This is a genomic window from Pseudomonas sp. 5Vm1k (assembly GCF_056161485.1).
On sequence record NZ_JBSPCZ010000003.1, the window covers coordinates 241871 to 267429 of the forward strand.

At 57.7% G+C, this 25559-nt stretch carries 28 protein-coding genes; 17 read left to right on the forward strand and 11 right to left on the reverse strand.

Going from position 1 to position 25559, the window contains the following annotated elements:
* Positions 1-110: 110 nt before the first annotated feature.
* From ACWIKB_RS07560 to ispD, 7 genes are all read left to right on the forward strand, one after another.
* Positions 111-1058 (forward strand): acetyl-CoA carboxylase carboxyltransferase subunit alpha, encoded by a 948-nt coding sequence (locus ACWIKB_RS07560; RefSeq protein WP_475266031.1) that lies wholly within the window; start codon positions 111-113, stop codon positions 1056-1058.
* A gap of 133 nt (positions 1059-1191) precedes the next feature.
* Positions 1192-2520, forward strand: coding sequence for a tRNA lysidine(34) synthetase TilS (gene tilS / locus ACWIKB_RS07565; protein WP_475266032.1), 1329 nt, complete (start codon positions 1192-1194; stop codon positions 2518-2520).
* A 274-nt stretch (positions 2521-2794) separates the two neighbouring features.
* On the forward strand, positions 2795-4426 hold the full coding sequence (locus ACWIKB_RS07570) for a CTP synthase (RefSeq protein WP_475266033.1): 1632 nt from the start codon (positions 2795-2797) through the stop codon (positions 4424-4426).
* Between the two features lie 5 nt (positions 4427-4431).
* Positions 4432-5277, forward strand: coding sequence for a 3-deoxy-8-phosphooctulonate synthase (gene kdsA / locus ACWIKB_RS07575; RefSeq protein ID WP_421139262.1), 846 nt, complete (start codon positions 4432-4434; stop codon positions 5275-5277).
* Positions 5278-5433: 156 nt separating this feature from the next.
* Positions 5434-6723 (forward strand): phosphopyruvate hydratase, encoded by a 1290-nt coding sequence (eno, locus tag ACWIKB_RS07580; RefSeq protein WP_054047161.1) that lies wholly within the window; start codon positions 5434-5436, stop codon positions 6721-6723.
* Between the two features lie 171 nt (positions 6724-6894).
* The gene (gene ftsB / locus ACWIKB_RS07585) at positions 6895-7173 is read left to right on the forward strand and encodes a cell division protein FtsB (RefSeq protein WP_008028992.1); all 279 of its coding nucleotides are present in this window, start codon (positions 6895-6897) and stop codon (positions 7171-7173) included.
* Positions 7170-7877, forward strand: a complete 708-nt coding sequence (ispD, locus tag ACWIKB_RS07590; protein ID WP_475266034.1) for a 2-C-methyl-D-erythritol 4-phosphate cytidylyltransferase — start codon at positions 7170-7172, stop codon at positions 7875-7877. Before ftsB ends, ispD begins: the two co-directional genes overlap by 4 nt.
* Before the next feature lie 112 nt (positions 7878-7989).
* On the opposite strand, the gene ACWIKB_RS07595 is transcribed toward ispD, so the two are convergent.
* A complete protein-coding gene (locus tag ACWIKB_RS07595; RefSeq protein WP_475266035.1) occupies positions 7990-8886 on the reverse strand; it encodes a LysR family transcriptional regulator in 897 nt (298 codons plus the stop codon).
* Positions 8887-8993: 107 nt separating this feature from the next.
* Between ACWIKB_RS07595 and ACWIKB_RS07600 the strand changes: the two genes are divergently transcribed.
* The 8 genes from ACWIKB_RS07600 (at position 8994) to rpoS (ending at position 16129) form a co-directional block, all read left to right on the forward strand.
* Positions 8994-10106, forward strand: coding sequence for an S-(hydroxymethyl)glutathione dehydrogenase/class III alcohol dehydrogenase (locus ACWIKB_RS07600; RefSeq protein ID WP_008054058.1), 1113 nt, complete (start codon positions 8994-8996; stop codon positions 10104-10106).
* A gap of 8 nt (positions 10107-10114) precedes the next feature.
* Complete coding sequence (gene fghA, locus ACWIKB_RS07605; protein ID WP_475266036.1) at positions 10115-10960, forward strand: S-formylglutathione hydrolase; 846 nt, start codon at positions 10115-10117, stop codon at positions 10958-10960.
* A gap of 43 nt (positions 10961-11003) precedes the next feature.
* A complete protein-coding gene (gene ispF / locus ACWIKB_RS07610; RefSeq protein WP_010462780.1) occupies positions 11004-11477 on the forward strand; it encodes a 2-C-methyl-D-erythritol 2,4-cyclodiphosphate synthase in 474 nt (157 codons plus the stop codon).
* Complete coding sequence (truD, locus tag ACWIKB_RS07615; protein ID WP_475266037.1) at positions 11474-12532, forward strand: tRNA pseudouridine(13) synthase TruD; 1059 nt, start codon at positions 11474-11476, stop codon at positions 12530-12532. Before ispF ends, truD begins: the two co-directional genes overlap by 4 nt.
* Positions 12520-13269, forward strand: a complete 750-nt coding sequence (gene surE / locus ACWIKB_RS07620) for a 5'/3'-nucleotidase SurE (protein ID WP_403027918.1) — start codon at positions 12520-12522, stop codon at positions 13267-13269. Before truD ends, surE begins: the two co-directional genes overlap by 13 nt.
* 41 nt (positions 13270-13310) lie before the next feature.
* The gene (locus ACWIKB_RS07625) at positions 13311-13946 is read left to right on the forward strand and encodes a protein-L-isoaspartate(D-aspartate) O-methyltransferase (protein WP_173860469.1); all 636 of its coding nucleotides are present in this window, start codon (positions 13311-13313) and stop codon (positions 13944-13946) included.
* A gap of 212 nt (positions 13947-14158) precedes the next feature.
* Entirely contained in the window at positions 14159-15016 is an 858-nt protein-coding gene (locus tag ACWIKB_RS07630) for a peptidoglycan DD-metalloendopeptidase family protein (protein ID WP_475266038.1), read from the forward strand.
* Between the two features lie 105 nt (positions 15017-15121).
* Entirely contained in the window at positions 15122-16129 is a 1008-nt protein-coding gene (gene rpoS / locus ACWIKB_RS07635; protein WP_054047143.1) for an RNA polymerase sigma factor RpoS, read from the forward strand.
* 555 nt (positions 16130-16684) lie between these two features.
* Here rpoS and fdxA read toward each other — a convergent pair.
* Together fdxA and mutS are read right to left on the reverse strand one after the other, a co-directional pair.
* The gene (gene fdxA / locus ACWIKB_RS07640) at positions 16685-17008 is read right to left on the reverse strand and encodes a ferredoxin FdxA (protein ID WP_100938647.1); all 324 of its coding nucleotides are present in this window, start codon (positions 17006-17008) and stop codon (positions 16685-16687) included.
* Positions 17009-17150: 142 nt separating this feature from the next.
* Positions 17151-19718, reverse strand: a complete 2568-nt coding sequence (gene mutS / locus ACWIKB_RS07645; RefSeq protein ID WP_475266327.1) for a DNA mismatch repair protein MutS — start codon at positions 19716-19718, stop codon at positions 17151-17153.
* 382 nt (positions 19719-20100) lie between these two features.
* Between mutS and ACWIKB_RS07650 the strand changes: the two genes are divergently transcribed.
* Positions 20101-20898: a hypothetical protein gene (locus ACWIKB_RS07650; RefSeq protein ID WP_475266039.1), complete on the forward strand. Its 798-nt coding sequence runs from the start codon at positions 20101-20103 to the stop codon at positions 20896-20898.
* A 13-nt stretch (positions 20899-20911) separates the two neighbouring features.
* A complete protein-coding gene (locus ACWIKB_RS07655) occupies positions 20912-21319 on the forward strand; it encodes a hypothetical protein (protein WP_475266040.1) in 408 nt (135 codons plus the stop codon).
* Here the strand turns inward: ACWIKB_RS07655 and ACWIKB_RS07660 are convergent.
* The 8 genes from ACWIKB_RS07660 to ACWIKB_RS07695 all read right to left on the reverse strand — a co-directional run bounded on the left by ACWIKB_RS07660 (position 21316) and on the right by ACWIKB_RS07695 (position 25554).
* Positions 21316-22557 carry an Arm DNA-binding domain-containing protein gene (locus ACWIKB_RS07660; RefSeq protein WP_475266041.1) on the reverse strand — a complete coding sequence of 414 codons (1242 nt, stop codon included), beginning with the start codon at positions 22555-22557 and terminating at the stop codon, positions 21316-21318. The two genes, ACWIKB_RS07655 and ACWIKB_RS07660, sit on opposite strands and share 4 nt — an antisense overlap.
* A complete protein-coding gene (locus tag ACWIKB_RS07665) occupies positions 22524-22721 on the reverse strand; it encodes an excisionase (protein WP_122588920.1) in 198 nt (65 codons plus the stop codon). The genes ACWIKB_RS07660 and ACWIKB_RS07665 overlap by 34 nt, the downstream gene beginning before the upstream one ends.
* Positions 22722-22887: 166 nt before the next feature.
* Positions 22888-23307: a hypothetical protein gene (locus ACWIKB_RS07670; protein ID WP_475266042.1), complete on the reverse strand. Its 420-nt coding sequence runs from the start codon at positions 23305-23307 to the stop codon at positions 22888-22890.
* Positions 23308-23383: 76 nt separating this feature from the next.
* A complete protein-coding gene (locus tag ACWIKB_RS07675) occupies positions 23384-24205 on the reverse strand; it encodes a YfdQ family protein (protein WP_475266043.1) in 822 nt (273 codons plus the stop codon).
* A 51-nt stretch (positions 24206-24256) separates the two neighbouring features.
* Positions 24257-24601, reverse strand: a complete 345-nt coding sequence (locus ACWIKB_RS07680; protein WP_123584673.1) for a hypothetical protein — start codon at positions 24599-24601, stop codon at positions 24257-24259.
* 58 nt (positions 24602-24659) lie between these two features.
* A complete protein-coding gene (locus ACWIKB_RS07685) occupies positions 24660-24902 on the reverse strand; it encodes a pyocin activator PrtN family protein (protein ID WP_221106803.1) in 243 nt (80 codons plus the stop codon).
* Positions 24899-25282, reverse strand: coding sequence for a hypothetical protein (locus ACWIKB_RS07690; RefSeq protein WP_475266044.1), 384 nt, complete (start codon positions 25280-25282; stop codon positions 24899-24901). Before ACWIKB_RS07690 ends, ACWIKB_RS07685 begins: the two co-directional genes overlap by 4 nt.
* Positions 25279-25554 carry a hypothetical protein gene (locus ACWIKB_RS07695; RefSeq protein ID WP_401230520.1) on the reverse strand — a complete coding sequence of 92 codons (276 nt, stop codon included), beginning with the start codon at positions 25552-25554 and terminating at the stop codon, positions 25279-25281. The genes ACWIKB_RS07690 and ACWIKB_RS07695 overlap by 4 nt, the downstream gene beginning before the upstream one ends.
* Between the last annotated feature and the right edge of the window lie 5 nt (positions 25555-25559).

Consider the following 25559-nt stretch of genomic DNA (forward strand, 5'->3'; position numbering starts at 1 on the left):
CGACCTGAATTTTTAATCTCGACCTGAACGCGCCTCTCCCTTAAGGTAGGGCGCGAATAGACAACCGGCCGGCCCAAGCTCTCTTGGATGTCGACCCAAGACGGACGCCTATGAACCCGAATTTTCTAGATTTCGAACAGCCGATCGCCGACCTGCAAGCCAAGATCGAAGAGTTGCGCTTGGTCGGTAATGACAATTCGCTGAATATCGGCGATGAGATCTCCCGCCTGCAGGACAAAAGCAGCACCTTGACCGAAGACATCTTCGGCAAGCTGACCAGCTGGCAGATCGCGCGTCTGGCGCGTCACCCGAAACGTCCATACACCCTGGACTACATCGAACATATCTTCACCGAGTTCGACGAACTGCACGGCGACCGTCACTTCTCCGACGACGCTGCCATCGTTGGCGGCATTGCCCGTCTGGACGATGAACCGGTGATGATCATAGGTCACCAGAAAGGCCGTGAAGTGCGCGAGAAGGTTCGCCGCAACTTCGGCATGCCGCGTCCGGAAGGCTACCGCAAGGCTTGCCGCCTGATGGAAATGGCCGAGCGTTTCAAAATGCCGATCCTGACCTTCATCGACACCCCGGGTGCTTACCCTGGTATCGACGCCGAAGAGCGCAACCAGAGCGAAGCGATTGCCTGGAACTTGCGCGTCATGGCACGCCTGAAGACCCCAATCATCGCCACCGTTATCGGTGAGGGTGGTTCCGGTGGTGCATTGGCAATCGGTGTTTGCGATCAGTTGAACATGCTGCAGTACTCGACCTACGCGGTGATTTCGCCGGAAGGTTGCGCGTCGATCCTGTGGAAAACCGCCGAGAAAGCCCCGGATGCTGCTGAAGCCATGGGCATTACCGCTGAGCGCTTGAAAGGCCTGGGTATCGTCGACAAAGTGATTGGCGAGCCTCTGGGCGGCGCCCATCGCGACCCGGCTGCTGCAGCGGCTTCGATCCGTGCCGAGCTGAGCGCGCAACTGGCGATGCTGAAGAAGTTCGACAACGAAGCGCTGCTGGCCCGTCGTTACGAGCGTCTGATGAGCTACGGTCTCTGATCTGACCTCGCTGTACCCATGTGGGAGCGGGCTTGCTCGCGAAAGCGGTATAACATTCAACTTGTGTGTTGAATGTTAGGCAGCCTTCGCGAGCAAGCCCGCTCCCACATTTGTTTTGTGTGAAGTGATCGATATGAGCCAGTCCATGATTGATCTGCCTGCTAGGCTTCTGCTGAACCTTAAGCCTTGGCGCACCGCGACAACCTGGCGCATCGCCTTCTCCGGCGGCCTCGACTCCACCGTCCTGCTGCACCTTCTTGCACACCTCGCAAAAACCCAATCCCTGCCGACGCTCAGCGCCATCCATATTCATCACGGTCTCCAGCCTGCGGCTGATGCGTGGCCAGCTCATTGTCAGTCGGTCTGTGATGCGCTGGGTGTGCCACTAGAGGTTGTTCACGTCCAGGTTCAGTCAGGTGCCAGCCTTGAACGTGCCGCCCGGGATGCGCGTTATGGCGCCTTCATCAAGGCCACTCAAGCCAATGAAGTGCTGTTGACTGCCCAGCATCGTGACGACCAGGCAGAAACCCTGCTGTTTCGACTGTTGCGCGGGGCTGGGGTGCGGGGGTTGTCGGGGATGCCGAGTGAGCGTGCATTGGGGCGGGGGCACTTGCTGCGGCCGCTGCTGGATGTCACCCGCGCGGAACTTGAGGCGTATGCCGCCGCGCATCAATTGAGCTGGATCGAAGATCCTTCGAATCAGGATCGACAGTTTTCGCGCAATTACCTGCGGCATCAGGTATTCCCGGTGTTGACCGAGCGTTGGCCGCAAGCGCAAGCGACTATGGCCCGAAGTGCGGCGCATCTACGCGAAGCCCAAGGCTTGCTGGATGAGTTGGCGCAGATTGATCTGGGCGAGGCGGGCAGTCGCAGTGATTTCGATTGGTTGGGAGTGCCGTCCCTGGAATTGTCCTCGCTGGGAAAACTGTCCGCCGCTCGCCAACGTAATGCCTTGAGTCACTGGTTGGCGACCCGGACTCGACTGCCGGACAGCGACCATTGGTCGGGTTGGCAAGATCTTCGCGATGCTACTGGCGATGCCCGTCCAGTCTGGCGGCTGGCGGACGGTGAATTGCGCCGTGCGGGAGGGCGTATCTGGTGGTTGTCCGGCGCCTGGTTGCGCACGCCACCAGAGGCTGGACGCTGGGCGGACCCCACGTTGCCGCTGGCGTTGCTCGATAATGGCCTGCTCACACTGACGGGCCAAATCCCCGACGGTCCGTTGCGTATCCGCTATCGTTTAGGCGGTGAAATCATGAATTTGCCTGAGCGCGGTCACCGCGACCTGAAGCGTTTGCTTAATGAAAGTGGCGTACCGTCATTTGCCCGTGGCAGATTGCCGCTGCTCTATCGCGGCGAGCAATTGCTGGCGGTGGCGGGGCTGCGGGGGCTGAACGGCACGACACAGGACGGCTGGAATTTACATTGGCAGCCGCCAAGCGAAGATCAAGGTTTGAGCTGAAAGGGGCTTTCCGGTAGACTACGCTCCCTTCTTGATACAACTTCTGTGGATTCGCCTGAATTGCAGGAGTTGCCGATTACCAAGCAGTCTTTGCTGGGCGATTCCAAAAAATGTGTAGCGAGCAACGCACCGGTGTTTCATCTCCCGGTCTGTCCCAACGCGGCGGTTTTTTTGAAAGATGCACTGTGATTAATGCAGGTGATCGGGGGCTTCGGCCTTCCTTCGCTTTCCCCGGCGGCTCGGACCGCTTTAACGCAGACTTCTAGGGTTTTTCATGACGCGCTACATATTCGTCACGGGCGGTGTTGTTTCTTCATTGGGGAAAGGCATTGCCTCGGCTTCATTGGCGGCCATCCTGGAGGCGCGGGGACTTAAGGTCACCATGCTGAAGCTGGACCCGTACATCAACGTTGACCCGGGCACCATGAGCCCGTTCCAGCACGGTGAAGTGTTCGTCACCCACGACGGCGCCGAGACCGACCTGGACCTGGGCCACTACGAGCGGTTCATCCGCACGACCATGACCCAGAACAACAACTTCACCACCGGCCGTGTCTACGAACACGTCCTGCGCAAAGAGCGCCGTGGTGATTACCTGGGCGCCACCATCCAGGTGATCCCGCACATCACCGACGAAATCAAGCGCCGGATCATCAAGGGCGCCGGCGATGCCGACGTGGCCATGGTCGAAATCGGTGGCACCGTGGGTGACATCGAGTCGCAACCGTTCCTCGAAGCGATCCGTCAATTGCGTTTCGAAGTCGGCGCCAAGCGCGCGATGCTGATGCACCTGACGTTGGTGCCATACATCGCCACTGCCGGCGAAACCAAAACCAAGCCAACTCAGCACTCGGTCAAGGAACTGCGTTCCATCGGCCTGCAGCCTGACGTGCTGGTATGCCGCTCCGATCACCCGATCGACATCTCGTCGCGTCGCAAGATCGCCCAGTTCACCAACGTTGAAGAACGCGCGGTGATCGCGCTGGAAGATGCCGACACCATCTACAAGATCCCGGGCATCCTGCATTCCCAGGGCCTGGATGATTTCGTCGTCGAGCGTTTTGGCCTGCAATGTGGCGGCGCCGATCTGTCCGAGTGGGAAGCCGTGGTCGACGCCAAGCTCAACCCTGAGCACGAAGTCACCATCGCCATGGTCGGCAAGTACATGGAACTGCTGGACGCCTACAAGTCGCTGATCGAAGCGATGAGTCACGCCGGTATCAGCAACCGCACCAAGGTCAACCTGCGCTACATCGATTCCGAAGACATCGAAAACCAGGGCACCGCGCTGCTGGAAGGTGTCGACGCGATCCTCGTACCGGGCGGCTTCGGTCTGCGCGGCGTGGAAGGCAAGATCACCGCCGTTCAATACGCTCGTGAAAACAAGGTTCCGTACCTGGGCATCTGCCTGGGCATGCAAGTGGCCGTGATCGAGTTCGCTCGTAACGTGCTGGGCTGGAAAGACGCCAACTCCACCGAGTTTGATCGTGCAAGCGGTCACCCGGTCGTGGGTTTGATCACCGAGTGGGAAGATGCCACCGGCGCCGTCGAAACCCGTACCGAAACGTCCGACCTGGGCGGCACCATGCGCCTTGGCGCACAGGATTGCCTGCTGGAGCCGGGTTCTCTGGTTCACGATTGCTACGCCAAAGATGTGATCGTCGAGCGTCACCGTCATCGCTACGAAGTGAACAACAACCTGCTGCCGCAAATCATGGCAGCCGGCCTGAAAATCTCCGGTCGTTCCGGTGATGGCGCGCTGGTCGAAGTGGTTGAAGCACCGGATCATCCTTGGTTCGTCGCTTGCCAATTCCACCCTGAGTTCACCTCGACACCGCGCGACGGTCACCCGTTGTTCACCGGCTTCGTCAAAGCAGCATTGACTCAACACCAGAAGAAGGCGTGAAACCAATGGCGCAGAAGATCATCCGTGTAGGCGATATCGAGATTGCCAACGACAAGCCGATGGTGCTTTTCGGTGGCATGAACGTGCTGGAAAGCCGCGACATGGCGATGCAGGTCTGCGAAGAGTACGTCAAGGTCACCGAGAAACTCGGTATCCCTTACGTGTTCAAGGCCAGTTTCGACAAGGCTAACCGTTCCTCCGTGACCTCTTACCGTGGCCCCGGCCTGGAAGAGGGCATGCGGATCTTCCAGGACATCAAGCAAGCCTTCGGCGTGCCGATCATCACCGACGTCCACGAGCCTGAACAGGCCGCGGTCGTCGCTGAAGTCTGCGACATCATCCAACTGCCGGCCTTCCTGTCGCGCCAGACCGACCTCGTGGTCGCGATGGCCAAGACCGGCGCGGTGATCAACATCAAGAAAGCCCAGTTCCTCGCACCGCACGAGATGAAACACATCCTGAGCAAGTGCGTGGAAGCGGGTAACGATCAGTTGATCCTCTGCGAACGCGGTTCGAGCTTCGGCTACAACAACCTGGTCGTCGACATGCTCGGCTTCGGCATCATGAAGCAGTTCGAATACCCGGTGTTCTTCGACGTGACTCACGCGCTGCAAATGCCCGGCGGTCGCTCCGATTCCGCTGGCGGTCGTCGCGCCCAGGTCACTGATCTGGCCAAGGCTGGCATGAGCCAGTCGTTGGCGGGTCTGTTCCTCGAAGCCCACCCGGACCCGGACAACGCCAAATGCGACGGCCCTTGCGCCTTGCGTCTGGACAAACTGGAGCCATTCCTGGCCCAGCTCAAAGCTTTGGACGAACTGGTTAAGAGTTTTCCGACGGTAGAAACCGCGTAAACCTCATTTCTCCGGTAAAGTACCGCACGATTTAATGTTCAGGCCCGCGGGCCTGAGCCTTATCGTCCGCAAGCCTGCCCGCTGCACATCACTTGCCGACGGTAAAAGATTTCCTCTAGCTGCGTCGTTTTCGTCAACTTTGGAGTGTTTACAACAATGGCAAAAATCGTCGACATCAAAGGTCGTGAAGTTCTCGACTCCCGTGGCAATCCCACCGTCGAAGCGGACGTGCTTCTCGATAACGGCATCATCGGTAGCGCTTGCGCGCCGTCCGGTGCTTCCACTGGCTCGCGTGAAGCACTCGAGCTGCGTGATGGCGACAAAAGCCGTTACCTGGGCAAGGGCGTACTCAAAGCCGTAGCCAACATCAACGGTCCGATTCGCGACCTGCTGTTGGGTAAAGACCCAAGCGACCAGAAAGCCCTCGATCACGCGATGATCAAGCTCGACGGTACTGAAAACAAAGGTTCCCTGGGCGCCAACGCGATCCTCGCCGTTTCCCTGGCTGCGGCCAAGGCAGCAGCACAGGACCAGGACCTGCCGCTGTACGCTCACATCGCCAACCTGAACGGCACCCCGGGTGTTTACTCGATGCCGGTTCCGATGATGAACATCATCAACGGTGGCGAGCACGCCGATAACAACGTCGACATCCAGGAATTCATGGTTCAGCCGGTTGGCGCCAAGTCTTTCTCGGAAGGCCTGCGCATGGGTACCGAGATTTTCCATCACCTCAAAGCTGTGCTGAAGGCCCGTGGCCTGAGCACTGCGGTCGGTGACGAAGGTGGTTTCGCACCAAACCTGGCCTCCAACGAAGACGCTTTGAAAGTGATCTCCGAAGCCGTGGCCAACGCCGGTTACAAACTGGGCACCGACGTGACCCTGGCACTGGACTGCGCAGCCAGCGAATTCTACGAAGACGGTAAATACAATCTGTCCGGCGAAGGCCATGTGTTCACCTCGGAAGGTTTTGCTGACTACCTCAAAGGCCTGACCGAGCGTTACCCGATCATCTCCATCGAAGATGGCCTGGACGAGTCCGACTGGGCTGGCTGGAAAGTCCTCACCGACAAGATCGGCGAGAAAATCCAACTGGTGGGCGACGACCTGTTCGTGACCAACACCAAGATCCTGAAAGAAGGCATCGATAAAAAGATCGCCAACTCGATCCTGATCAAGTTCAACCAGATCGGCACCCTGACCGAAACCCTGGAAGCCATCCAGATGGCCAAGGCCGCTGGTTACACCGCCGTGATCTCGCACCGCTCCGGCGAAACCGAAGATTCGACCATTGCCGACCTGGCAGTGGGCACCGCGGCTGGCCAGATCAAGACCGGCTCCCTGTGCCGTTCCGATCGCGTTTCCAAGTACAACCAACTGCTGCGTATCGAAGAGCAGTTGAACGGCAAAGCCAAGTACAACGGTCGCAGCGAGTTTCGCGGCTGATCGTTAGATGTTAAAAAGACAGCGGATTGTGTCGAAAAAATCGCGACAGCGACGTTTTTGCCACTAATCTGATGCCTTAAGAGCACAAGCCTGGGTCTTCCAGGCTTCGTGCTATCAGAAGCTTCATAGTTTTGGCATGGCTGTCTTTTTTCACTGGATACCTGATATTCGATGCGCAGTCCCAATTGGTTGTTCCTCGTCTTGCTCCTGCTGCTGGCTGGCCTGCAGTACCGCCTGTGGGTGGGAAATGGCAGTCTGGCGCAAGTGGCCGAGCTGACTCAGCAGATTGCGGATCAACACGCCGAGAACGAAGGTTTACTCGAGCGCAATCGGGTGATGGACGCTGAAGTCAGTGAGCTGAAAAAAGGCATGGAGACCGTTGAAGAGCGGGCTCGTCATGAGTTGGGTATGGTCAAGGACGGTGAAACCCTTTACCAGTTGGCTCAATGATCCAGTCGTTACCGGCCTTCTGGGCCGTAATTCCTGCCGCGGGCGTCGGTGCCCGTATGGCCGCGGACCGTCCCAAGCAATACTTGCAACTGGGCGGGCGCACTATTCTCGAACACAGCCTCGGCTGTTTCCTTGATCATCCTGCCCTGAAGGGGTTGGTGGTCAGTCTTGCGATTGATGATCCTTATTGGCCGAACCTGGCATGTGCCTCCGACCCTCGCATTCAGCGGGTCGAGGGCGGCGCGGAGCGTTCCGGATCGGTGCTTAATGCGTTGCTGCATTTGCACGCGTTGGGCGCTGATGATGAGGATTGGGTGTTGGTGCATGATGCCGCACGACCGAATCTGTCCCGGGACGATCTCGATAAGTTATTGAGTGAACTGGCGGATGACCCGGTCGGCGGACTGCTGGCGGTGCCGGCGCGCGATACCTTGAAGCGGGTTGATAAGCACGGTCGTGTTGTTGAAACCGTGGATCGTAGCGTGATCTGGCAAGCCTTTACGCCGCAGATGTTTCGCCTGGGGGCGTTGCATCGAGCCTTGGCGGACAGTCTGGTTGCGGACGCTGTGATTACCGATGAAGCGTCGGCGATGGAGTGGTCAGGTATGGCGCCACGCTTGATCGAAGGGCGCTCCGATAATCTGAAGGTCACCCGCCCCGAAGACCTGGAATGGTTGCGCCAGCGTTGGGCTAACCGGCGCTAAAAGATCGCAGCCTCGTTGCACTCGACAGCTCCTACATTGTCCGCGTTCACCGTACGGCACTTGTAGGAACTGTCGAGTGCAACGAGGCTGCGATCTTTTGATCTTCAAACCATCAAACCCGATACTCCGGCCGCTCAGCCAATCCTTCCTTCAAGAAATCCACCAACTTGCGCACCTTCGGCGACAGATGCCGTTGCTGTGGATAAAGCGCCCACACCGCCGTATTCGGCGGTTGATGCGCCTCCAGCAACGAAATCAACGCGCCGTTGTGCAAATGCTCCAGCACGTAATAGTCCGGCAACTGACACAACCCCACCCCTTGTAGCGCCGCATCCAGTACCGCTTGTCCACTGTTGCAACGCCAGTTTCCCTGCACCCGCTGGGAAAATTCCCGCCCGTTCTGTTCCAGTTGCCACAGGTCTGAACTGCCGATGAGGCAGTTATGCCGACTCAATTCCGACAAACTGTGTGGGCGACCATACCGTTCCAGGTAGGACGGTGATGCGCACAGGTACATGCGCCGCGGTGCCAGGCGTGTCGCCACCAGTCGTGAGTCCTGCAAGCGACCGAGGCGGATCGCCAGGTCCAGGCCTTCGTGCACCAGATCGAGTTGGCGATTGCTCAGTTCAATGTCGATCCGCAGTTGCGGGTAAAGCCCCATGAACCGGGTTACCAGCGGCACGATAAAGCGCTCGCCGTAAGCCACGGCGCAGGTCATGCGCAGCATGCCCTTGGGTTCGCTGGTCAGGTCGCCGACCGCGCGCAAGGCTTCTTCGCGGCCATCCTGTAAACGCTGGCAGTGTTGCAGAAACGTTTGCCCTGCCTCGGTCAGCGTGACCCGGCGGGTGCTGCGATATAGCAGGCGCGTCTGAAGGCGTTCTTCCAGGCGTACGATTTGTCGACTGACATGGGAGGAAGAAACTCCAAGACGCTCGGCAGCGGCAGTGAATTGGCTGCACTCGGCGACGGCGACAAACTCGTCGATCCCTTCCCAGCGATTTTCCGACATCAAGGATTATCCCTGTATGGCAATAATATTTTGCATTTGTCCCGATTATTCATCGTACGGCGGTGTATTACACTCCTTGTCTCGTTTTTATTCACTGGAGAGTCAGCATGATCAAGTCGCGCGCCGCCGTTGCCTTCGAGGCCAAGAAACCCCTCGAGATCGTTGAAGTCGATGTCGCCATGCCGAAGGCCGGTGAAGTCCTGCTGCGTGTCGTGGCTTCCGGTGTTTGCCACACCGACGCTTACACCTTGTCCGGCGCCGATCCGGAAGGCATCTTCCCGTCAATCCTCGGTCACGAAGGTGGCGCCATCGTTGAAGCCATCGGCGAAGGCGTGACCTCGGTGGCTGTCGGTGATCATGTGATCCCGCTGTACACCCCGGAATGCCGCCAGTGCAAATTCTGCCTGTCGGGCAAAACCAACCTTTGCCAGGCCATTCGTGCCACCCAAGGCAAAGGCCTGATGCCAGATGGCACTTCGCGCTTTTCCTACAAAGGCCAGCCGATTTTCCACTACATGGGGACGTCGACCTTTTCCGAATACACCGTGCTGCCGGAAATCTCCGTCGCCAAGATTGCGAAAGAAGCGCCACTGGAAAAAGTCTGCCTGCTCGGCTGCGGTGTCACCACCGGCATCGGCGCGGTGCTCAATACTGCCAAGGTAAAACCCGGTGACACCGTCGCCATCTTCGGCCTCGGCGGTATCGGTTTGTCGGCGGTGATTGGTGCGGTCAAAGCCAAGGCTGCGCGGATCATTGCCATCGACATCAACCCGGCCAAGTTCGAGATCGCCAAGCAACTGGGTGCAACCGATTGTGTGAACCCGAAAGATTTCGACCGTCCGATCCAGGAAGTCATCGTCGACATGACCGATGGCGGCGTCGACTTTTCCTTCGAGTGCATCGGCAACGTGCAATTGATGCGTGCAGCCCTTGAGTGCTGCCACAAGGGTTGGGGCGAGTCGGTGATTATTGGCGTGGCTGGTGCCGGCCAGGAAATCTCGACCCGTCCGTTCCAGTTGGTGACCGGTCGCGTCTGGCGCGGTTCGGCATTTGGCGGCGTGCGTGGTCGTACCGAATTGCCGAGCTACGTTGAAATGGCCGAAACCGGCGAAATCCCGCTGGATACCTTCATCACCCACACCATGGGCCTGGAAGATATCAACAAGGCGTTTGACCTGATGCATGAAGGCAAGAGCATCCGTTCCGTCATCCATTTCTGAGGTCGGTCATGAGCCTGGAAAATATCTCCTGCCAGAAAAGCTTCGGCGGCTGGCACAAACGCTACCGGCATCGCTCCGAAGTGCTTGGCTGCGACATGGTGTTCGCCGTGTACCTGCCGCCGCAAGCGGAGCAGGGCGGCAAATTGCCGGTGCTGTATTGGCTGTCCGGCCTGACCTGCACCGACGAGAACTTCATGCAAAAGGCCGGCGCCATGCGCATGGCCGCCGAGCTGGGGCTGATCATCGTTGCACCGGACACCAGTCCGCGCGGTGCTGATGTGCCGGCCGATCCGGATGGCGCCTGGGACTTTGGGCTCGGCGCCGGGTTTTATCTGAATGCCACGCAGGAACCGTGGTCGCGGCACTATCGGATGCATGACTATGTCGTGCAGGAATTGCCGGCATTGGTCGAAGCGCATTTCCCTGCATCGGATAAGCGCGGCATCAGCGGTCATTCCATGGGTGGTCACGGGGCGCTGGTCTGTGCGTTGCGCAATTCGGGGCGTTATCAGTCGGTGTCGGCGTTTTCGCCGATCAACAACCCGATGGATTGCCCGTGGGGTCAGAAGGCCTTTTCCCGTTACCTGGGCGAGGACCGTTCGAAGTGGCGCGAATGGGATGCTTGCGCTCTGATCGCTGAAGCCGATGAGCAGTTGCCGCTGCTGGTCGATCAAGGTGATCTCGACGATTTCCTCGCCACTCAACTCAAGCCTGAAGCCCTGCAACAGGCAGCCAAACTGGCCGGTCATCCGCTGACGTTGCGCCTGCAACCGGGCTACGACCACAGCTATTTCTTCATCGCCAGCTTTATAGGCGATCACTTACAGCATCACGCGCGCGCCCTAAGCGCCTAATGCAGGTAGAATCACGCCCTGACAAAAATCGGGGCGTTTTTTTATGCGTATTGGCCACGGCTATGATGTGCACCGTTTCGCTGAAGGCGATTTCATTACTCTGGGCGGCGTGCGCATTGCACACGGCTTCGGGCTGCTCGCTCACTCCGACGGTGACGTCCTGCTGCACGCCTTGAGCGATGCCTTGCTCGGCGCGGCTGCGCTGGGTGATATCGGCAAGCACTTCCCGGACACCGACCCGACATTCAAGGGCGCCGACAGCCGTGTGCTGTTGCGTCACGTCGTCGCACTGATCCACGCCAAAGGCTGGAAAGTCGGCAACGTCGATAACACCATCGTTGCCCAGGCGCCGAAAATGGCCCCGCATATCGAATCGATGCGCGCGCTGATTGCCGCGGATCTTCAAGTTGAGTTGGATCAAGTGAACGTGAAAGCTACCACCACCGAGAAGCTTGGCTTTGTCGGTCGCGAAGAAGGCATTGCCGTGCATTCCGTTGCTTTGTTGCTGCGCGCATGAACGAGTCGCAACTGCTCGGCCCGCGAGCCTATGGTGAAGCCCTCGGCACTGCGGTACTGAAAGCTACGGCGGAAGATTTCCAGGTCGACGAAGTACTCAATATCCCGCTCAGCGGTGACGGCGAGCACCTGTGGATCTGGGTGGAAAAGCGCGGTTTGAACACCGAAGAAGCGGCACGCCGGATCGCCAAGGCTGCCGGCGTGCCGTTGCGCACCGTCAGCTATGCGGGCCTCAAGGACCGTCAGGCGCTGACCCGCCAGTGGTTCAGCGTGCAACTGCCGGGTAAGGCCGATCCTGATCTGTCGGCGGCCGAAAACGACACGTTGAAAATCCTCAAGACCGGCCGGCACAAACGCAAGCTGCAACGCGGTGCCCACTCGGCCAATGGCTTCACCTTGCGCCTGACCCAGTTTGCCGGCGACAAGGCGGCGATCGAAGAACGTCTGCAATTGATCGCCCAACAAGGCATTCCCAATTATTTCGGCGCCCAGCGTTTTGGCTTTGACGGCGGCAACGTCGTCGATGCCCGTGCCTGGGCCGCGCGTAAAGCGTTGCCGGAGCAGCGCAATGTGCGTTCGCGCCTGCTCTCCACCGCTCGCAGTTTTCTGTTCAACCAAGTGCTGGCGGCGCGTGTGGCCGATGGCACCTGGCAGCGTGCCCAGGTGGGTGATCTGCTGGCCTTCACCGACAGTCGCAGCTTTTTTCCGGCCGGTGAAGCGGAGTGCAGCGACCCGCGTCTGGCGATTCTCGACCTGCATCCGACCGGCCCGCAATGGGGCGAAGGTGACTCGCCAGCGACGGGCGCTGTCCATGAACTGGAGCAGGAAATCGCCAGCCGCGAAGCAGACTTGCGCGATTGGTTGATTAACGCCGGAATGAGCCACGAACGTCGCATCCTGCGGCTGCCCATTGGTGGGTTGACGTGGCATTATCCCGAGCCTGACATTCTGCAACTGGAATTCGTCCTCCCGGCCGGATGCTTCGCCACCGTATTGGTGCGCGAACTCGTCGATCTGGTGCCGGTGGGGCAGACGGACAGCCCATGCGTATTCTGATTTCTAACGACGATGGGGTAACCGCACCCGGTCTCGCCGCGCTTTATGCTGCGCTGGCGGATTACACCGAGTGCGTGGTTATCGCCCCGGACCAGGACAAGAGCGGCGCCAGCAGTTCGCTGACGCTCGACCGTCCGTTGCACCCGCAAACCCTGGCCAACGGCTTTATCAGCCTCAATGGCACACCCACCGATTGCGTGCACTTGGGCCTTAACGGCTTGCTGGAGCGCCAGCCGGACATGGTGGTTTCCGGTATCAACCTGGGCGCGAACCTGGGGGACGATGTGTTGTATTCCGGCACCGTGGCGGCGGCCCTTGAAGGTCGCTTCCTGGAGCGTCCTTCGTTTGCCTTTTCGTTGGTCTCACGCCAAGTAGAGAACCTTCCCACAGCCGCCTACTTTGCGCGCAAACTGGTCGAAGCCCATGCTGACCTCCAGCTGCCACCGCGCACGGTGCTGAACGTGAACATTCCCAACCTGCCGCTGGACCACATCCGCGGCATTCAGTTGACCCGCCTCGGGCATCGCGCCCGCGCTGCGGCGCCGATGAAAGTCGTCGATCCGCGCGGCAAGTCCGGCTACTGGATTGCGGCCGCAGGGGATGCCGAGGATGGCGGCCCGGGTACTGACTTCCATGCGGTGATGCAGGGTTATGTCTCAATCACTCCACTACAACTGGATCGCACCTTCAATGATGCCTTCAGAAGTCTCGATGGCTGGCTGGAGGGGCTGCGTTAATGTCTCGTGAACAAGACGATATGCTGCGTCGCGGCATCGGCATGACCTCTCAGCGAACCCGCGAGCGGCTTATTCAGCGACTGTATGAAGAGGGGATTTCCAACGCCAAGGTGTTGGAAGTGATCCGCCGTACACCGCGTCACCTGTTTGTCGACGAGGCGCTGGCGCACCGGGCCTACGAAGATACCGCGCTGCCGATCGGCAACAACCAGACCATCTCCCAGCCTTATATGGTGGCCCGCATGAGCGAGTTGCTGCTGGAGGCGGGTCCGTTGGACAAGGTGATGGAGATCGGTACTGGCTCGGGCTACCAGACCGCCGTGTTGTCGCAACTGGTAGAGCGGGTGTTTTCCGTAGAGCGCATCAAGGTGTTGCAAGATCGGGCCAAGGAACGCCTGGTCGAACTGAACCTGCGCAACGTGGTGTTCCGCTGGGGCGATGGCTGGGAAGGCTGGCCGGCACTGGCGCCGTATAACGGCATTATCGTCACCGCCGTTGCCACCGACGTGCCCCAGGCACTGCTCGATCAGTTGGCACCGGGCGGGCGTCTGGTGATCCCGGTCGGCTCCGGTGAGGTCCAGCAATTGATGCTGATCATCCGTGAAGAACAGGGCTTTTCCCGGCGCGTTCTGGGGGCGGTGCGCTTCGTTCCACTGCTCAACGGGCCACTGGCCTGAGCATTTGTTTTCGCGCGCTGAATTCTCTTCGATTGCCTGGGTCTTACAGCGGCATCGATCAGTTAAACGGGTTTTATCGTCAGGCAGCAAACGTGTGCGAGAAGCGATTTCGCTTCATTAAAGGTAAAGCCTGTACGGCCCGTTATACTTGCGACATTTCGTGCCGGATCACGGCAAACCACATTTTTCAGCCACCACAAAGGGAGCGGCGGGTGAGTCTCACAGTCATTGCGCAGCGTATGAGTACAACAAGCTTTCAGCGCCTGGTGACTGGCCTTGTCTTGAGCACGTTGCTGGTCGGTTGCTCCAGCACCAAGTCGAGCACCGTGGGCGTAGTGGACCGCAACAATGCGGTCGCCCAGCGTCCGGCAGTGACGACGGGTCAATACGTCGTTCGACCTAAAGACACCCTGTTCTCGATCGCCTTTCGCTACGGCTGGGACTACAAAGCCCTCGCCGCTCGGAACAATATTCCTACGCCGTACACGATCCATCCGGGTCAGACAATTCGCTTTGATGGTCGTACCGGTTCAACGCCAACGGCAGTGGCCAGCGCGTCGGATTCAACGCCTTCATCGTCGTTGAAAACCACGGTAATTCGACGCCAGCCGAATGGCGCAACCACGACTACAGCGGTGGTTGCACCGTCCGTCGCCAACAAGTCAGCACCCGCGCCACTGCCTCCAGCAGGCCCGGCCCCGACCGGCTGGGGATGGCCTTCTAATGGCATATTAATTGGAAAATTCTCTTCAAACGGTAGTTTGAATAAAGGAATTGATATCGCCGGGGATTTGGGACAGCCTGTTTTAGCTGCGTCTGATGGGACGGTGGTATACGCCGGGAGTGGCTTAAGGGGCTACGGCGAATTAGTCATCATCAAACACAGCGATACCTACGTCAGTGCCTACGGACATAACCGCAGGCTGTTGGTTCGGGAGGGGCAGCAGGTCAAAGTCGGACAGACAATTGCCGAAATGGGGTCAACGGGTACAGACCGGGTGAAACTGCATTTTGAGATTCGCCGACAAGGTAAGCCTGTAGATCCGCTGCAATTCCTGCCACGTCGTTGATTTGTTGCCAGCCTGTTCCGTCACGTAGAGGGAACAGGCTCCAGCGTTGCCAAGGATAAAGGCGCCGCTTGAGCTTGAGGTCGAACTCACCAAAGGACTATAACAATGGCTCTCAGTAAAGAAGTGCCGGAGTTTGACATCGACGATGAGGTTCTCCTTATGGAGACCGGCATCGCTACGGATTCGATGTCGAATGATGAAGGGGCTGCACCGCCTTCCGTTCGCGCCAAATCCAAACACTCCGCTTCGTTAAAGCAACACAAGTACATCGACTACACGCGGGCACTCGATGCCACGCAGCTGTACCTCAATGAAATCGGCTTTTCCCCGCTGCTCTCCCCGGAAGAAGAAGTTCATTTTGCGCGCCTGTCGCAAAGTGGCGATCCGGCCGGGCGCAAGCGCATGATCGAAAGTAACTTGCGGCTGGTGGTGAAAATCGCCCGGCGTTACGTCAATCGTGGCTTGTCGCTGCTGGACCTGATCGAAGAGGGCAACCTCGGCCTGATCCGGGCAGTGGAAAAGTTCGACCCTGAGCGCGGCTTCCGCTTTTCGACCTACGCAACTTGGTGGATTCGTCAGACCATCGAGCGCGCGATCATGAATCAGACCCGGACCATCCGGTTGCCGATCCATGTGGTCAAAGAGCTCAACGTGTACCTCCGGGCCGCACGGGAGCTGACGCAAAAGCTCGATCACGAACCTTCACCCGAAGAGATCGCCAACCTGCTGGAAAAACCGGTAGGCGAGGTCAAGCGCATGCTAGGCCTGAACGAGCGGGTTTCTTCGGTCGACGTCTCGCTGGGTCCGGATTCGGATAAAACCCTGCTGGACACCCTTACTGACGATCGTCCAACCGATCCGTGCGAACTGCTACAGGACGATGACCTGTCTCAGAGCATCGATCAGTGGCTCTCGGAGCTCACCGACAAGCAACGCGAGGTGGTCATACGCCGCTTCGGCCTGCGCGGTCACGAGAGCAGCACGCTTGAAGATGTAGGCCTGGAGATCGGCCTTACCCGGGAGCGGGTCAGGCAAATCCAGGTGGAAGGGCTCAAACGCCTTCGAGAAATTCTCGAGAAGAACGGCCTGTCGAGTGAGTCGCTGTTTCAATAAGGCATTCACGCAATGGCACCAAAAAGCCCCGACTGGTTCGGGGCTTTTTGTTGCCTGGGAGAAATCTCGGGTTCGTAGTATTGCGATGTAAGACTTTGCTTACTCTTTCGTAAGTGTTCGTTATTTTTACAGGTTGGTAGTTGGCCATTTTCAAAACGACGTCATGCTAACCGGCTGACTTATATAGATATTTTGTTTTGTGAAGTGCATATGACAGAGCGTTTCGCCAGGGAAGTGCGGTTGCTCCTACCGGGGAATTCTCTAGTATCTGGGTTGTGTCGACGGATAGACACGCCCTTCAAGGAAGAGGGGAAAGGACATCGCAGGATGCGGTTCATCAGGATGATGAAAAGGAACACAGGGAATAGGGAAAAAATGTGGGCGGGTCAAACCGCCCCTTTTTTTTTGCCTGCAGAAAAGTCAAAAGATCGCAGCCCTCGGCAGCGCCCACAGGCGCGTAGGAGCTGCCGAGGGCTGCGATCTTTTGATCTTTTTAGAGGGGTTCCCGGAAAAGCAAAAAGGCCCACAAGGGGCCTTTTCGGGAACGCGGGGTAATCAGCGTTCGAGGTCTTTGATCTTGCCTTTCTTGCCATCCCACTCTTCAGCGTCTGGCAACGATTCTTTCTTTTCAGTGATGTTGGGCCAGATTTCGGCCAGTTCAACGTTCAGCTGAATGAACTCTTGCATGTCTTCCGGGACTTCATCTTCGGAGAAGATGGCCACGGCCGGGCATTCTGGTTCGCACAGTGCGCAGTCGATGCACTCATCCGGGTGAATCACCAGGAAGTTCGGGCCTTCGTAAAAGCAGTCCACCGGACAGACTTCTACGCAGTCGGTGTACTTGCACTTGATGCAGTTGTCGGTGACGACGAAGGTCATTTCTAATTTTCTCCTCAGGCGGCGGCAGCGGAGCCCCTTCACGTTGGGGTCGCCAGGTTCGGGAGCGATAGTCTGCTGGCCAGGCTATTAGCCAGCAGCATCCCAAACCGCGCGAGATTCTAACAGCTTGCAGGCAAGTGCGTTAGATCCGTGTCTTTAGTGTATAGAGCATTTCTAGCGCGCGACGCGGACTCATGTCGTCCAGATCCAGTTTGGCCAATTCATCCAGCACCGGATGCGGCAGGCTGGCGAACATGTCGCTCTGCTGCGGCGCGGCCGGTTTGCCTTTGGTAGCCTTGGGCACTTCGTGCGGCAGGGCGGTGGCTTCCAGGCGACCCAGGTGCTCGCGAGCACGCACGATCACTTCGCTTGGCACACCGGCCAGCTGCGCAACCGCCAGGCCGTAGCTCTGGCTGGCAGGGCCAGGCAGCACGTGGTGCAGGAACACGATGCGTTCGTTGTGCTCGGTGGCGTTGAGGTGCACGTTGGCCACTAACGGCTGGGCTTCCGGCAACACGGTCAATTCGAAGTAGTGAGTGGCGAACAGCGTGTAGGCGCGCAGATGCGCCAAACGCTCGGCCGCCGCCCAGGCCAGGGACAGACCGTCGAAGGTGCTGGTGCCGCGACCGACTTCGTCCATCAGCACCAGGCTGCGTTCGGTGGCGTTGTGCAGGATGTTTGCGGTCTCGCTCATCTCGACCATGAAGGTCGATCGGCCACCGGCCAGGTCATCGCTGGAACCGATCCGGGTGAAGATCCGGTCTACCAGGGACAACTCGCAACTGGCGGCCGGTACGAAACTGCCGATATGCGCCAGCAATACGATTAGCGCGGTCTGACGCATGTAGGTGGATTTACCGCCCATGTTCGGGCCGGTGATCACCAGCATGCGCGTGTTGTCGTCCAGGCTCAGGTCGTTGGCCACGAACGGCGTGCTCAGCACTTGCTCGACCACCGGGTGACGACCCTGGCTGATGCGCATGCACGGCTCACTGACGAAGCGCGGGCAGTTCAGATCAAGGTTCAGTGCGCGTTCGGCAAGGTTGCTCAATACGTCCAGTTCGGCCAGTGCCGCGGCGGTGTCTTGCAAGGGAGGCAGTTGCGAAATCAGGTCTTCGAGAAGCGCTTCGTAGAGCATCTTTTCGCGAGCCAGAGCGCGGCTCTTGGCAGACAGCGCCTTGTCTTCGAACGCCTTCAATTCCGGCGTGATAAAGCGCTCGGCACCTTTGAGCGTCTGGCGACGGATGTAGTCCGCCGGCGCCGACTCGGCCTGTTTGCTTGGCAACTCGATGAAGTAACCGTGGATGCGGTTGTAGCCGACCTTCAGGTGCGACAGACCGGTGCGCGCCTTCTCGCGAGCTTCCAGATCAATCAGGAACTGCCCGGCGTTTTCGCTGAGCGATTGCAGGTCGTCGAGCTCGGCGTCGTAACCGGTTTTCAACACACCGCCGTCACGGATGACCGCCGGCGGGTTGTCGATAATGGCTTTTTCCAGCAGCGCCGCCAGTTCCGGATAGGTGCTGGTGGTCGCGGCCAGTTGAATGATGTGCGGGGCTTCGAGCTCGGTCATTGCCACTTGCAGCTCGGGCAGTGCGCCCAGGGCGTCGCGCAGACGGGCCAGGTCGCGAGGGCGAGCATTACGCAAACCGATCCGCGCCAGAATCCGCTCAATGTCGCCGATTTCCTTGAGCTGCGGTTGCAGCTTTTCGAAACGGTAGGCATCGAGCAGGCAAGTGATCGAGGACTGACGCGCCAGCAATACGGTCAAGTCTCGCAGCGGACGGTTCAACCAGCGGGTCAGCAAGCGGCTGCCCATGGCGGTCTGGCAGCGATCGACCACCGATTGCAGAGTGTTCTCGCGGCCGCCCGCCAGGTTGGTATCGAGTTCCAGGTTGCGACGGCTCGCGCCATCCAGCACCACGGTGTCGTCCAGGCGTTCATGGCGCAGGCTGCGCAAGTGCGGCAGGGCAGTGCGCTGGGTTTCCTTGGCGTAGCTGAGCAGGCAACCGGCGGCGCCGATGGCCAGGGTCAGATTCTCGCAGCCGAAGCCTTTAAGGTCTTGGGTCGAGAATTGTTGGCAGAGACTTTTCAGCGCCGTGTCACGCTCGAAATCCCACGGTGCACGACGACGAACCCCACGACGCTTTTCCGCCGGCAGATCCTTTGGCCAGTCATCCGGGATCATCAGTTCCACCGGATTGACCCGCTCCAGTTCCGCCAGCAGGTTCTCCCAGCCTTTGATTTCCAGTACGGTGAAATTGCCGCTGGTGATGTCCAGCACCGCCAGACCGAACAGACGCTCGTCACCCAGCACCGCCGCGATCAGGTTGTCCCGACGCTCATCCAGCAACGCTTCATCACTGACCGTACCCGGTGTGATGATCCGCACTACCTGCCGATCCACCGGCCCTTTACTGGTGGCTGGGTCACCGACCTGCTCACAGATCACCACCGACTCGCCGAGCTTGACCAGTTTCGCCAAGTAGCCTTCGGCGGCGTGGTAAGGAATCCCACACATCGGAATCGCCTGGCCGGCCGACTGCCCACGGGCGGTCAGGGTGATGTCGAGCAACTTGGCGGCCTTCTTCGCGTCTTCATAGAAGATCTCGTAGAAGTCACCCATGCGGTAGAACATCAGCTGGTCAGGGTGCTGATTCTTCAGGCGCCAGTATTGCTGCATCATCGGCGTGTGGGAGGATAAATCTGAAATCGCTTTATTCATCAGGTAGTTAAGGGGCTATGTTGAAATTTGTGGGGCAAAAATGGGGCATTTGCTGAATTTTTGCATGGTGTCGTGCTCGGGCCCTGCATTCGCATTACTCAGCTACAGTTGTAGAAGGTTACCACGCCGGATCGGGCCTCACCCCGCCCGATCCTTTGGAAAAAAGTCTTTGTCGCGAAGGTTTCTGGCATAGGAGGTGTTGACTAAAGGTAGGGCGATGCGTAGATTTTGCACCGCTATGAGCTATGAAAATGTTTACCCAGACCCATTTTTTCATCGCGTGTTTCTGGGTAAATATTTTATCGGTCCTTAGGAGCATCACCTGCAACCTAGGGACTGTGGCAAAGGATCGCCGGTACAGGAGGACTATATGTCCGTTCCGAACAGTAAGGGTCAAGAATTGACTGCTCGCATCGAGGTTCTCTCGAAGCGTTCTGATGTAACCCCATTTGAAGTTAGGTCTCTGAAAAGAGATATAGAAAAGCTAGTGTCGGTTAACGCATCGGAAGCATATATGTTGGGCGGTATGCTTGCGGCGATTACTGGAGATTACGCAGAGTCTAAAGAACTTCATGAAAGGTCGCTGCGACTTGTTGCCGATGATGTTGGTTACTTCAATTTTGGGGTGTCGATGAAAACACTCGGTGATTTAACTTTGGCTAAAGATCTTTTTGCTAAGACCGCTACCATTGTCCCCGGAGATACAGAGCTTCTGTCTCACCGTTTACAGACTATAGCGTTTCTTCTGGATTACGAGAGTCTTGAGCCAATAATTGCGGATTTCAAGAAGGCGAACTCTGTTGTAGATGTAGATGAGCTTAAGGCAGTTAAAGAGGCGCGGGCTTTTGTGTCCTCAGTAGAGTCTCTAGGTATTTGCTTGAAGCAAGTTTCTAAAGTAGGCCTATATGTTGAGCAGGCGTTATTAAAGTACAACTTAAGTACTGCTCATATGGTGGAGAGAGTTTCAAATTTTGATGGCGTAAGTCACATATATTTGGAATTGAATGTTGAGGCGAATAGCGTAAGTCAGTTGGTTGAAGTAAATGAATACTTGATGGATTTGATTCTTGAAGATCCTGCTATTGAGGACTGGGATAGAATTGTTGTAAATATTATTCGTCGTGAGCATCTTCAGGCGCACTCTGGCATTGAGCATAACGCAGCATAAATAGGGAGTTTTTATGGGTGTTGTATATAGGGATTTTTTGAGTGAGGCGAAAGATTTTCTTTCCACCTCTCCCAGTGCTGAGATTCGTGTTAGAAGCTGTATTTCGAGAGGCTATTACGCTTTATATCACTCCGCAATTGAGCATGCTGATGGTGTGCATTTACCGCCAGTCAGTAGCCTGTCGGGGCCGACACATAAGAATCTAAGAGCCTTTTATATCGACACGCTGTACCCCGATAAGGTTCTTCAGTCAAAAATGAAGCGTGTGGGGTACGCGCTCAAAGTTTTGCATGAGACTAGATGTAAGGCTGATTATCAGCTTGGCTCGCACATATCTTCAATGGATGCTGATGTATTTCTACAGCGTTGTGAGATCGCTATCGTATTGGTAGAAGATCTTGAAGCTAGTATCGCGGCTTAACGTTTTGTTCTTATATTATCCCAGATGTTTTGTAGCTCTCTGGGAGATTCATCATCCATCCATTTTGCATAGACTTCTACTAGCATAGTGAAGTCTTTGTGGCCCATTTGCTTCGCAATGAATGCGAGGTTTCCTCGAGCTGTTAAGCACCAGCAAGCGTAGGTGTGCCGAGTTTGGTATGGCCGACGCGGGCGAATCCCCGAACGCTTTTGAATGGCTGCCCACTTTGTGTTCCACGAGGTGGGAATGAACCAATGGTTGATTATTTTCTTTCTGGCTTGCGTGGTCGGAGATAGAAGTGGGGTGACTGTTTCTGCACGGCTTTCGTGGCGATTCATGTACACCTCGATCTTGCGCGGCGCATGATCGTCTACTAGTCCCATCAGAGTTTTACAGGCCTCGATCGCAGGCGGCATCAGAAGCACCGCCCGAGGTTTTCCAGTCTTAGGTACTTTGAATGTGCCATCCGCAGTGATTGCCCTGATGATGTTGATCTGTCCCGCGACCAGATCGATATCTTCGACTGCCAGCGCGCACAGTTCACCAGGGCGAAGTCCCGAGTAAACTGCGAGAGTAATCGCGGCTGAGTCTTGAGGGTGAATGCAGCCTTTATTGAGCAACTGTTCGAACTCACTCTTGGTGAGAGGGTCCGGTTCACGTCCGATCATGGCGAATCGAATGCAAGCGGCGGACAAGCCTTTCCGGCAGTAGCTGTTGGTCTCGCACCACGCCAAAAATCCGGCAAACGTAGCCAGATAATGGTTCGCCGTCGAAGGCGCCCGGGTGGCGATCAATTGCGTCCTGAGCAGTTGGATATCTTCAGGTAAAAGGATGCCTGCCAATCGCTCGGGCCCCAATAATTCGGTACAAATATCCAGCGCGTAGCCGTACTTTTCTTCGGTCATCGGAGTAATGTCGACAGCCTTCAGCGGTTTGTAACGTGCCATCAGTGCTGCGATGCGCTCGTCTTTTACGTTGGTGTAGTTGGTCGCATTCTTCGAGTTTGGAAAGTGCCGGCCGTAATCAAAGTTTCCTGTCTTGATCTCATGAATGATCGCCGCCCTTAGTAGGGCGGCATGTTTGATGTTGGCTTTGGTTATCGGGAGGCCGAGGGATTCGCGGCAGCGGATTCGCCGCCACATGAACACGACGCGAATGTTGCCACCATGTAGCTCAATCCCCTTGTGTTTGGCCAGCTCTGCCTCTAAGCCGCTTGCTGCGGTGCGCTCTCGGCCCATTTGTCGTACTCCGTCATGTTGATTGCAATGCGGCCGTCTGGCGTTTTGCGCCAGATCCGGCCTTGAGCCCAGGTGCCGTTCTTCACTTTGTGGCGAATGGCGTCTTCGCTGTAGCCCGTAAGTTCTGAGGCGCGGTTAATCATTACCCAGCGTGGAAGGCTCATTGCTGTCGCTCCCCTGCGCGCCGTGCGATGCCGTCGGCCTGGCGCTGCTTGCTACATTCTTTATGGTTGCCGTGTGCCCGCGACTTGTCGCATTTGTTACAGATGACATTGAGGTCGAGGGGCGGCATTTGTCCGCTGCGTATTCGGACTGTTCGGCGAAGGGTGGTCATGCGGCACTTTCCTGCGCTACTGGTTCCAGAATGCTTGCAATGGCGAGAGCCTGGTCGCGGAGCGTAATGGTGTCTCGTTCGAGTTTCTTGCCTGTGCGGAATGCGCTGAATGTCTCTGCCGCAATTCGCAGTTGTTCGGCGATGGCCAGCAGAGTCTGGCGTTCTGGTTCCCCTAGTTTTGAGGCGGCCAATGCGCGCTCATAGTGGGAGTACAGTTGCTTGTGGTGGTCCTGCGCCTGATCAAGCGATCGCTTGAGGTCCTGGATCGTCCCTGAGCTATCTGATTGCTGGATGGCCTTGCCTTCGTCGATACCTTCGATGCGGCCATCGTTCAGGCCGCCGCGATAGCCTGCCCAATAGGTAAGGCCAACAAGTACGATCAGAACGATCAGTGCGCAAATCTGAATTGGTGTCATGTGCTGTGTACCTCGGTAGAGCCCGCCGACAGGATTTTTGGTGAGAGGCTGGCGGCGGGGTATTACTTGGGATTAGTTACAGGGTGGCTTCGTACAGCGGTACTTCGCCGATTGCGCTCTGGATCTTCAGGCGGACGGCGTTGTAGGCCTCTTCAAGCACTTTGTCGGGGCGCACCAGCTCGAACCACATTTGCAGGCGACCTTCCAGAATGCGGTAGCGGAAGCGGGCAGGGACGCAGAAAGCGTCACCACCGAGGAAAGGTTTCACGGCGATGAAGAATTGTTCAGGGATGCGCAGTTGGCCTGCTTCGCCGGCACGCCCGTCGATTTCTTCGTTGTAGGTCAGTTGAACCTGGCCGTTGTCGAGGCGGGTGCCTTGGCGGAAGGTGATGTTTTTCTTGGCTTCCAGGGTGCGGCTGATCTCCAGCATGTCGGCCGGGCTGGGGTCGTTCGTTTCGTTTGCGCGCTGGGTGATGTCCCTGACGTTCTCTTCGATGAACTCGGCGAACGTTGCTTGATCCATGCGCTTGCGGTCGTTCTCTTTCCAGCGACCCCACTCGATGCTGGTAGGGCAACGGTACGTGGCCACGTGGTCGCGCCAGGCGGGGGCGGTTGGCTGGTGGTAGTCGATAACTGCCAAGAAGGTTCGGCCTTCTGGGCCATTGCAGAACACTGCGGTCGCGGCATCGGCGAAGCGGTTCACGTATGCAATGAAGGACTCGGCATCAAGCACGGTGAGTTTCTGGCGCGTGCGGGTTGGGTTGGGTAGCAGGTGCTCAAGCGAGTTGACGCTCACGCCATCAGGAAGCAGGGAAATGGGTGCTGCCAGTCCTTGATGATCAATCGGTTTGCCGATCGCCTGTGCGAGGGTGACCAGTTGTTTAATGGCTTGTTGCATTGGATGTGCTCCGCTGGGTGCTGCTGTGGTGAGAGGTTTTCGAATCTGGCGTTACGGGCTTACGTGGCGCAATTTTTCCGGTACCGGGTCTTCGCTGACTGTTCGTAACGGGAGGTCCTGTTGTCGTGGGTCGCGGCGGGTCAGATTGCCCTCGGGAGTAAGGAAGAACAGCGATGTGCCGCGAGACAGAATCGGTTCCTTCGCTTTGACGTCGGCCTTGATAGTCATCTGGCCGCTGCCATCAGGCTTGTAGGTGAGCTTGATGGTCAGTTCACCGCCCTTGCCGGTCTGGCGGATGGCATCGACCAGGCTATGTTGGGTTTCGCTTAATTCATCAAGTAAGCCTCCGGCCTCGATGTCCCGTAACGTGTCGATGAAGGGGCGAGCTTTGCTCATGTGCTGTGCCTCATTGAGTGGATGTTGTCTGCCCCTGGACGGCAGGGGCACCGTTGAATCAGGCGGCTTCCTCCTCCGCTTGGGCGTCGAGGAAGGCGGCAAGGTTGTGCAGGTACACCACCGGTTTAGTCCGGACTGACCTGTGCAGGTGTGTCACGACCAACGCAATGCGCCCAGCCTTGATCTCACTCAGCAGGTAACGGTCCGTCCGGATGTGCGAGAAGTACTGTTCCCGCACTGCCGTCAGAGACGGGCAGGGTGTGGCGAATTGCTTGCGAAGCTGGTCGAGGGTATTGCTCATGCAGCGACCTCCCCGAACCCCTCCGCAGGGGGCACCAACTTGAGGCGGATCAGTTCGGCGAGGCTTTCTTTGCTTTTTCCAATTCCGGCGGCGCAGACGTTGCCTTTTGCATCAGCGACAACGGCGCCGAATGGATACTCGGGCGAGTTGGTCGGAGTGACATAGGCCACTTGGCCTTCTTGAATCACGTTGTTGACACAGCGAAAGACCTCGGCCAGTTCCACTGTGCGACAAGGCATGCTGTCCAGCAGGTCAATCGCTTCGCTCGCGGCGCCGATCAGTGTGGCGCGGCTGACTACGCCTGGGCTGTCCAGGTAGATGGGGATCAGTCTCAGGGCGCCGAGAGCTTGGGTGTAGGCATTGAAGTAGTTGGTTTTCATGCGGCGGCGTCCTTGTGCGTGATGGTGATACCCAGCTTCTTGGCCAGCCATTGCACGCCAGCCTCGGTGACCATCACCACGGCGTAATGCTTGTAACGGTTGGTGGTCCCGATCTGGACGCTGCGCGGGTCTGAAAACAGATTGCCGCCGCCACGGTGGTGGCTGGCAAGGTCGCCGCTTTGCGTCAGCACGTGGAGCGCACGCAGTTGCTCGCGGAATTTCCGGGGTTTGAGTCCGAGCACTGCGGCGGTTTCGTCCAGGGTGCGGTTCATGGCGC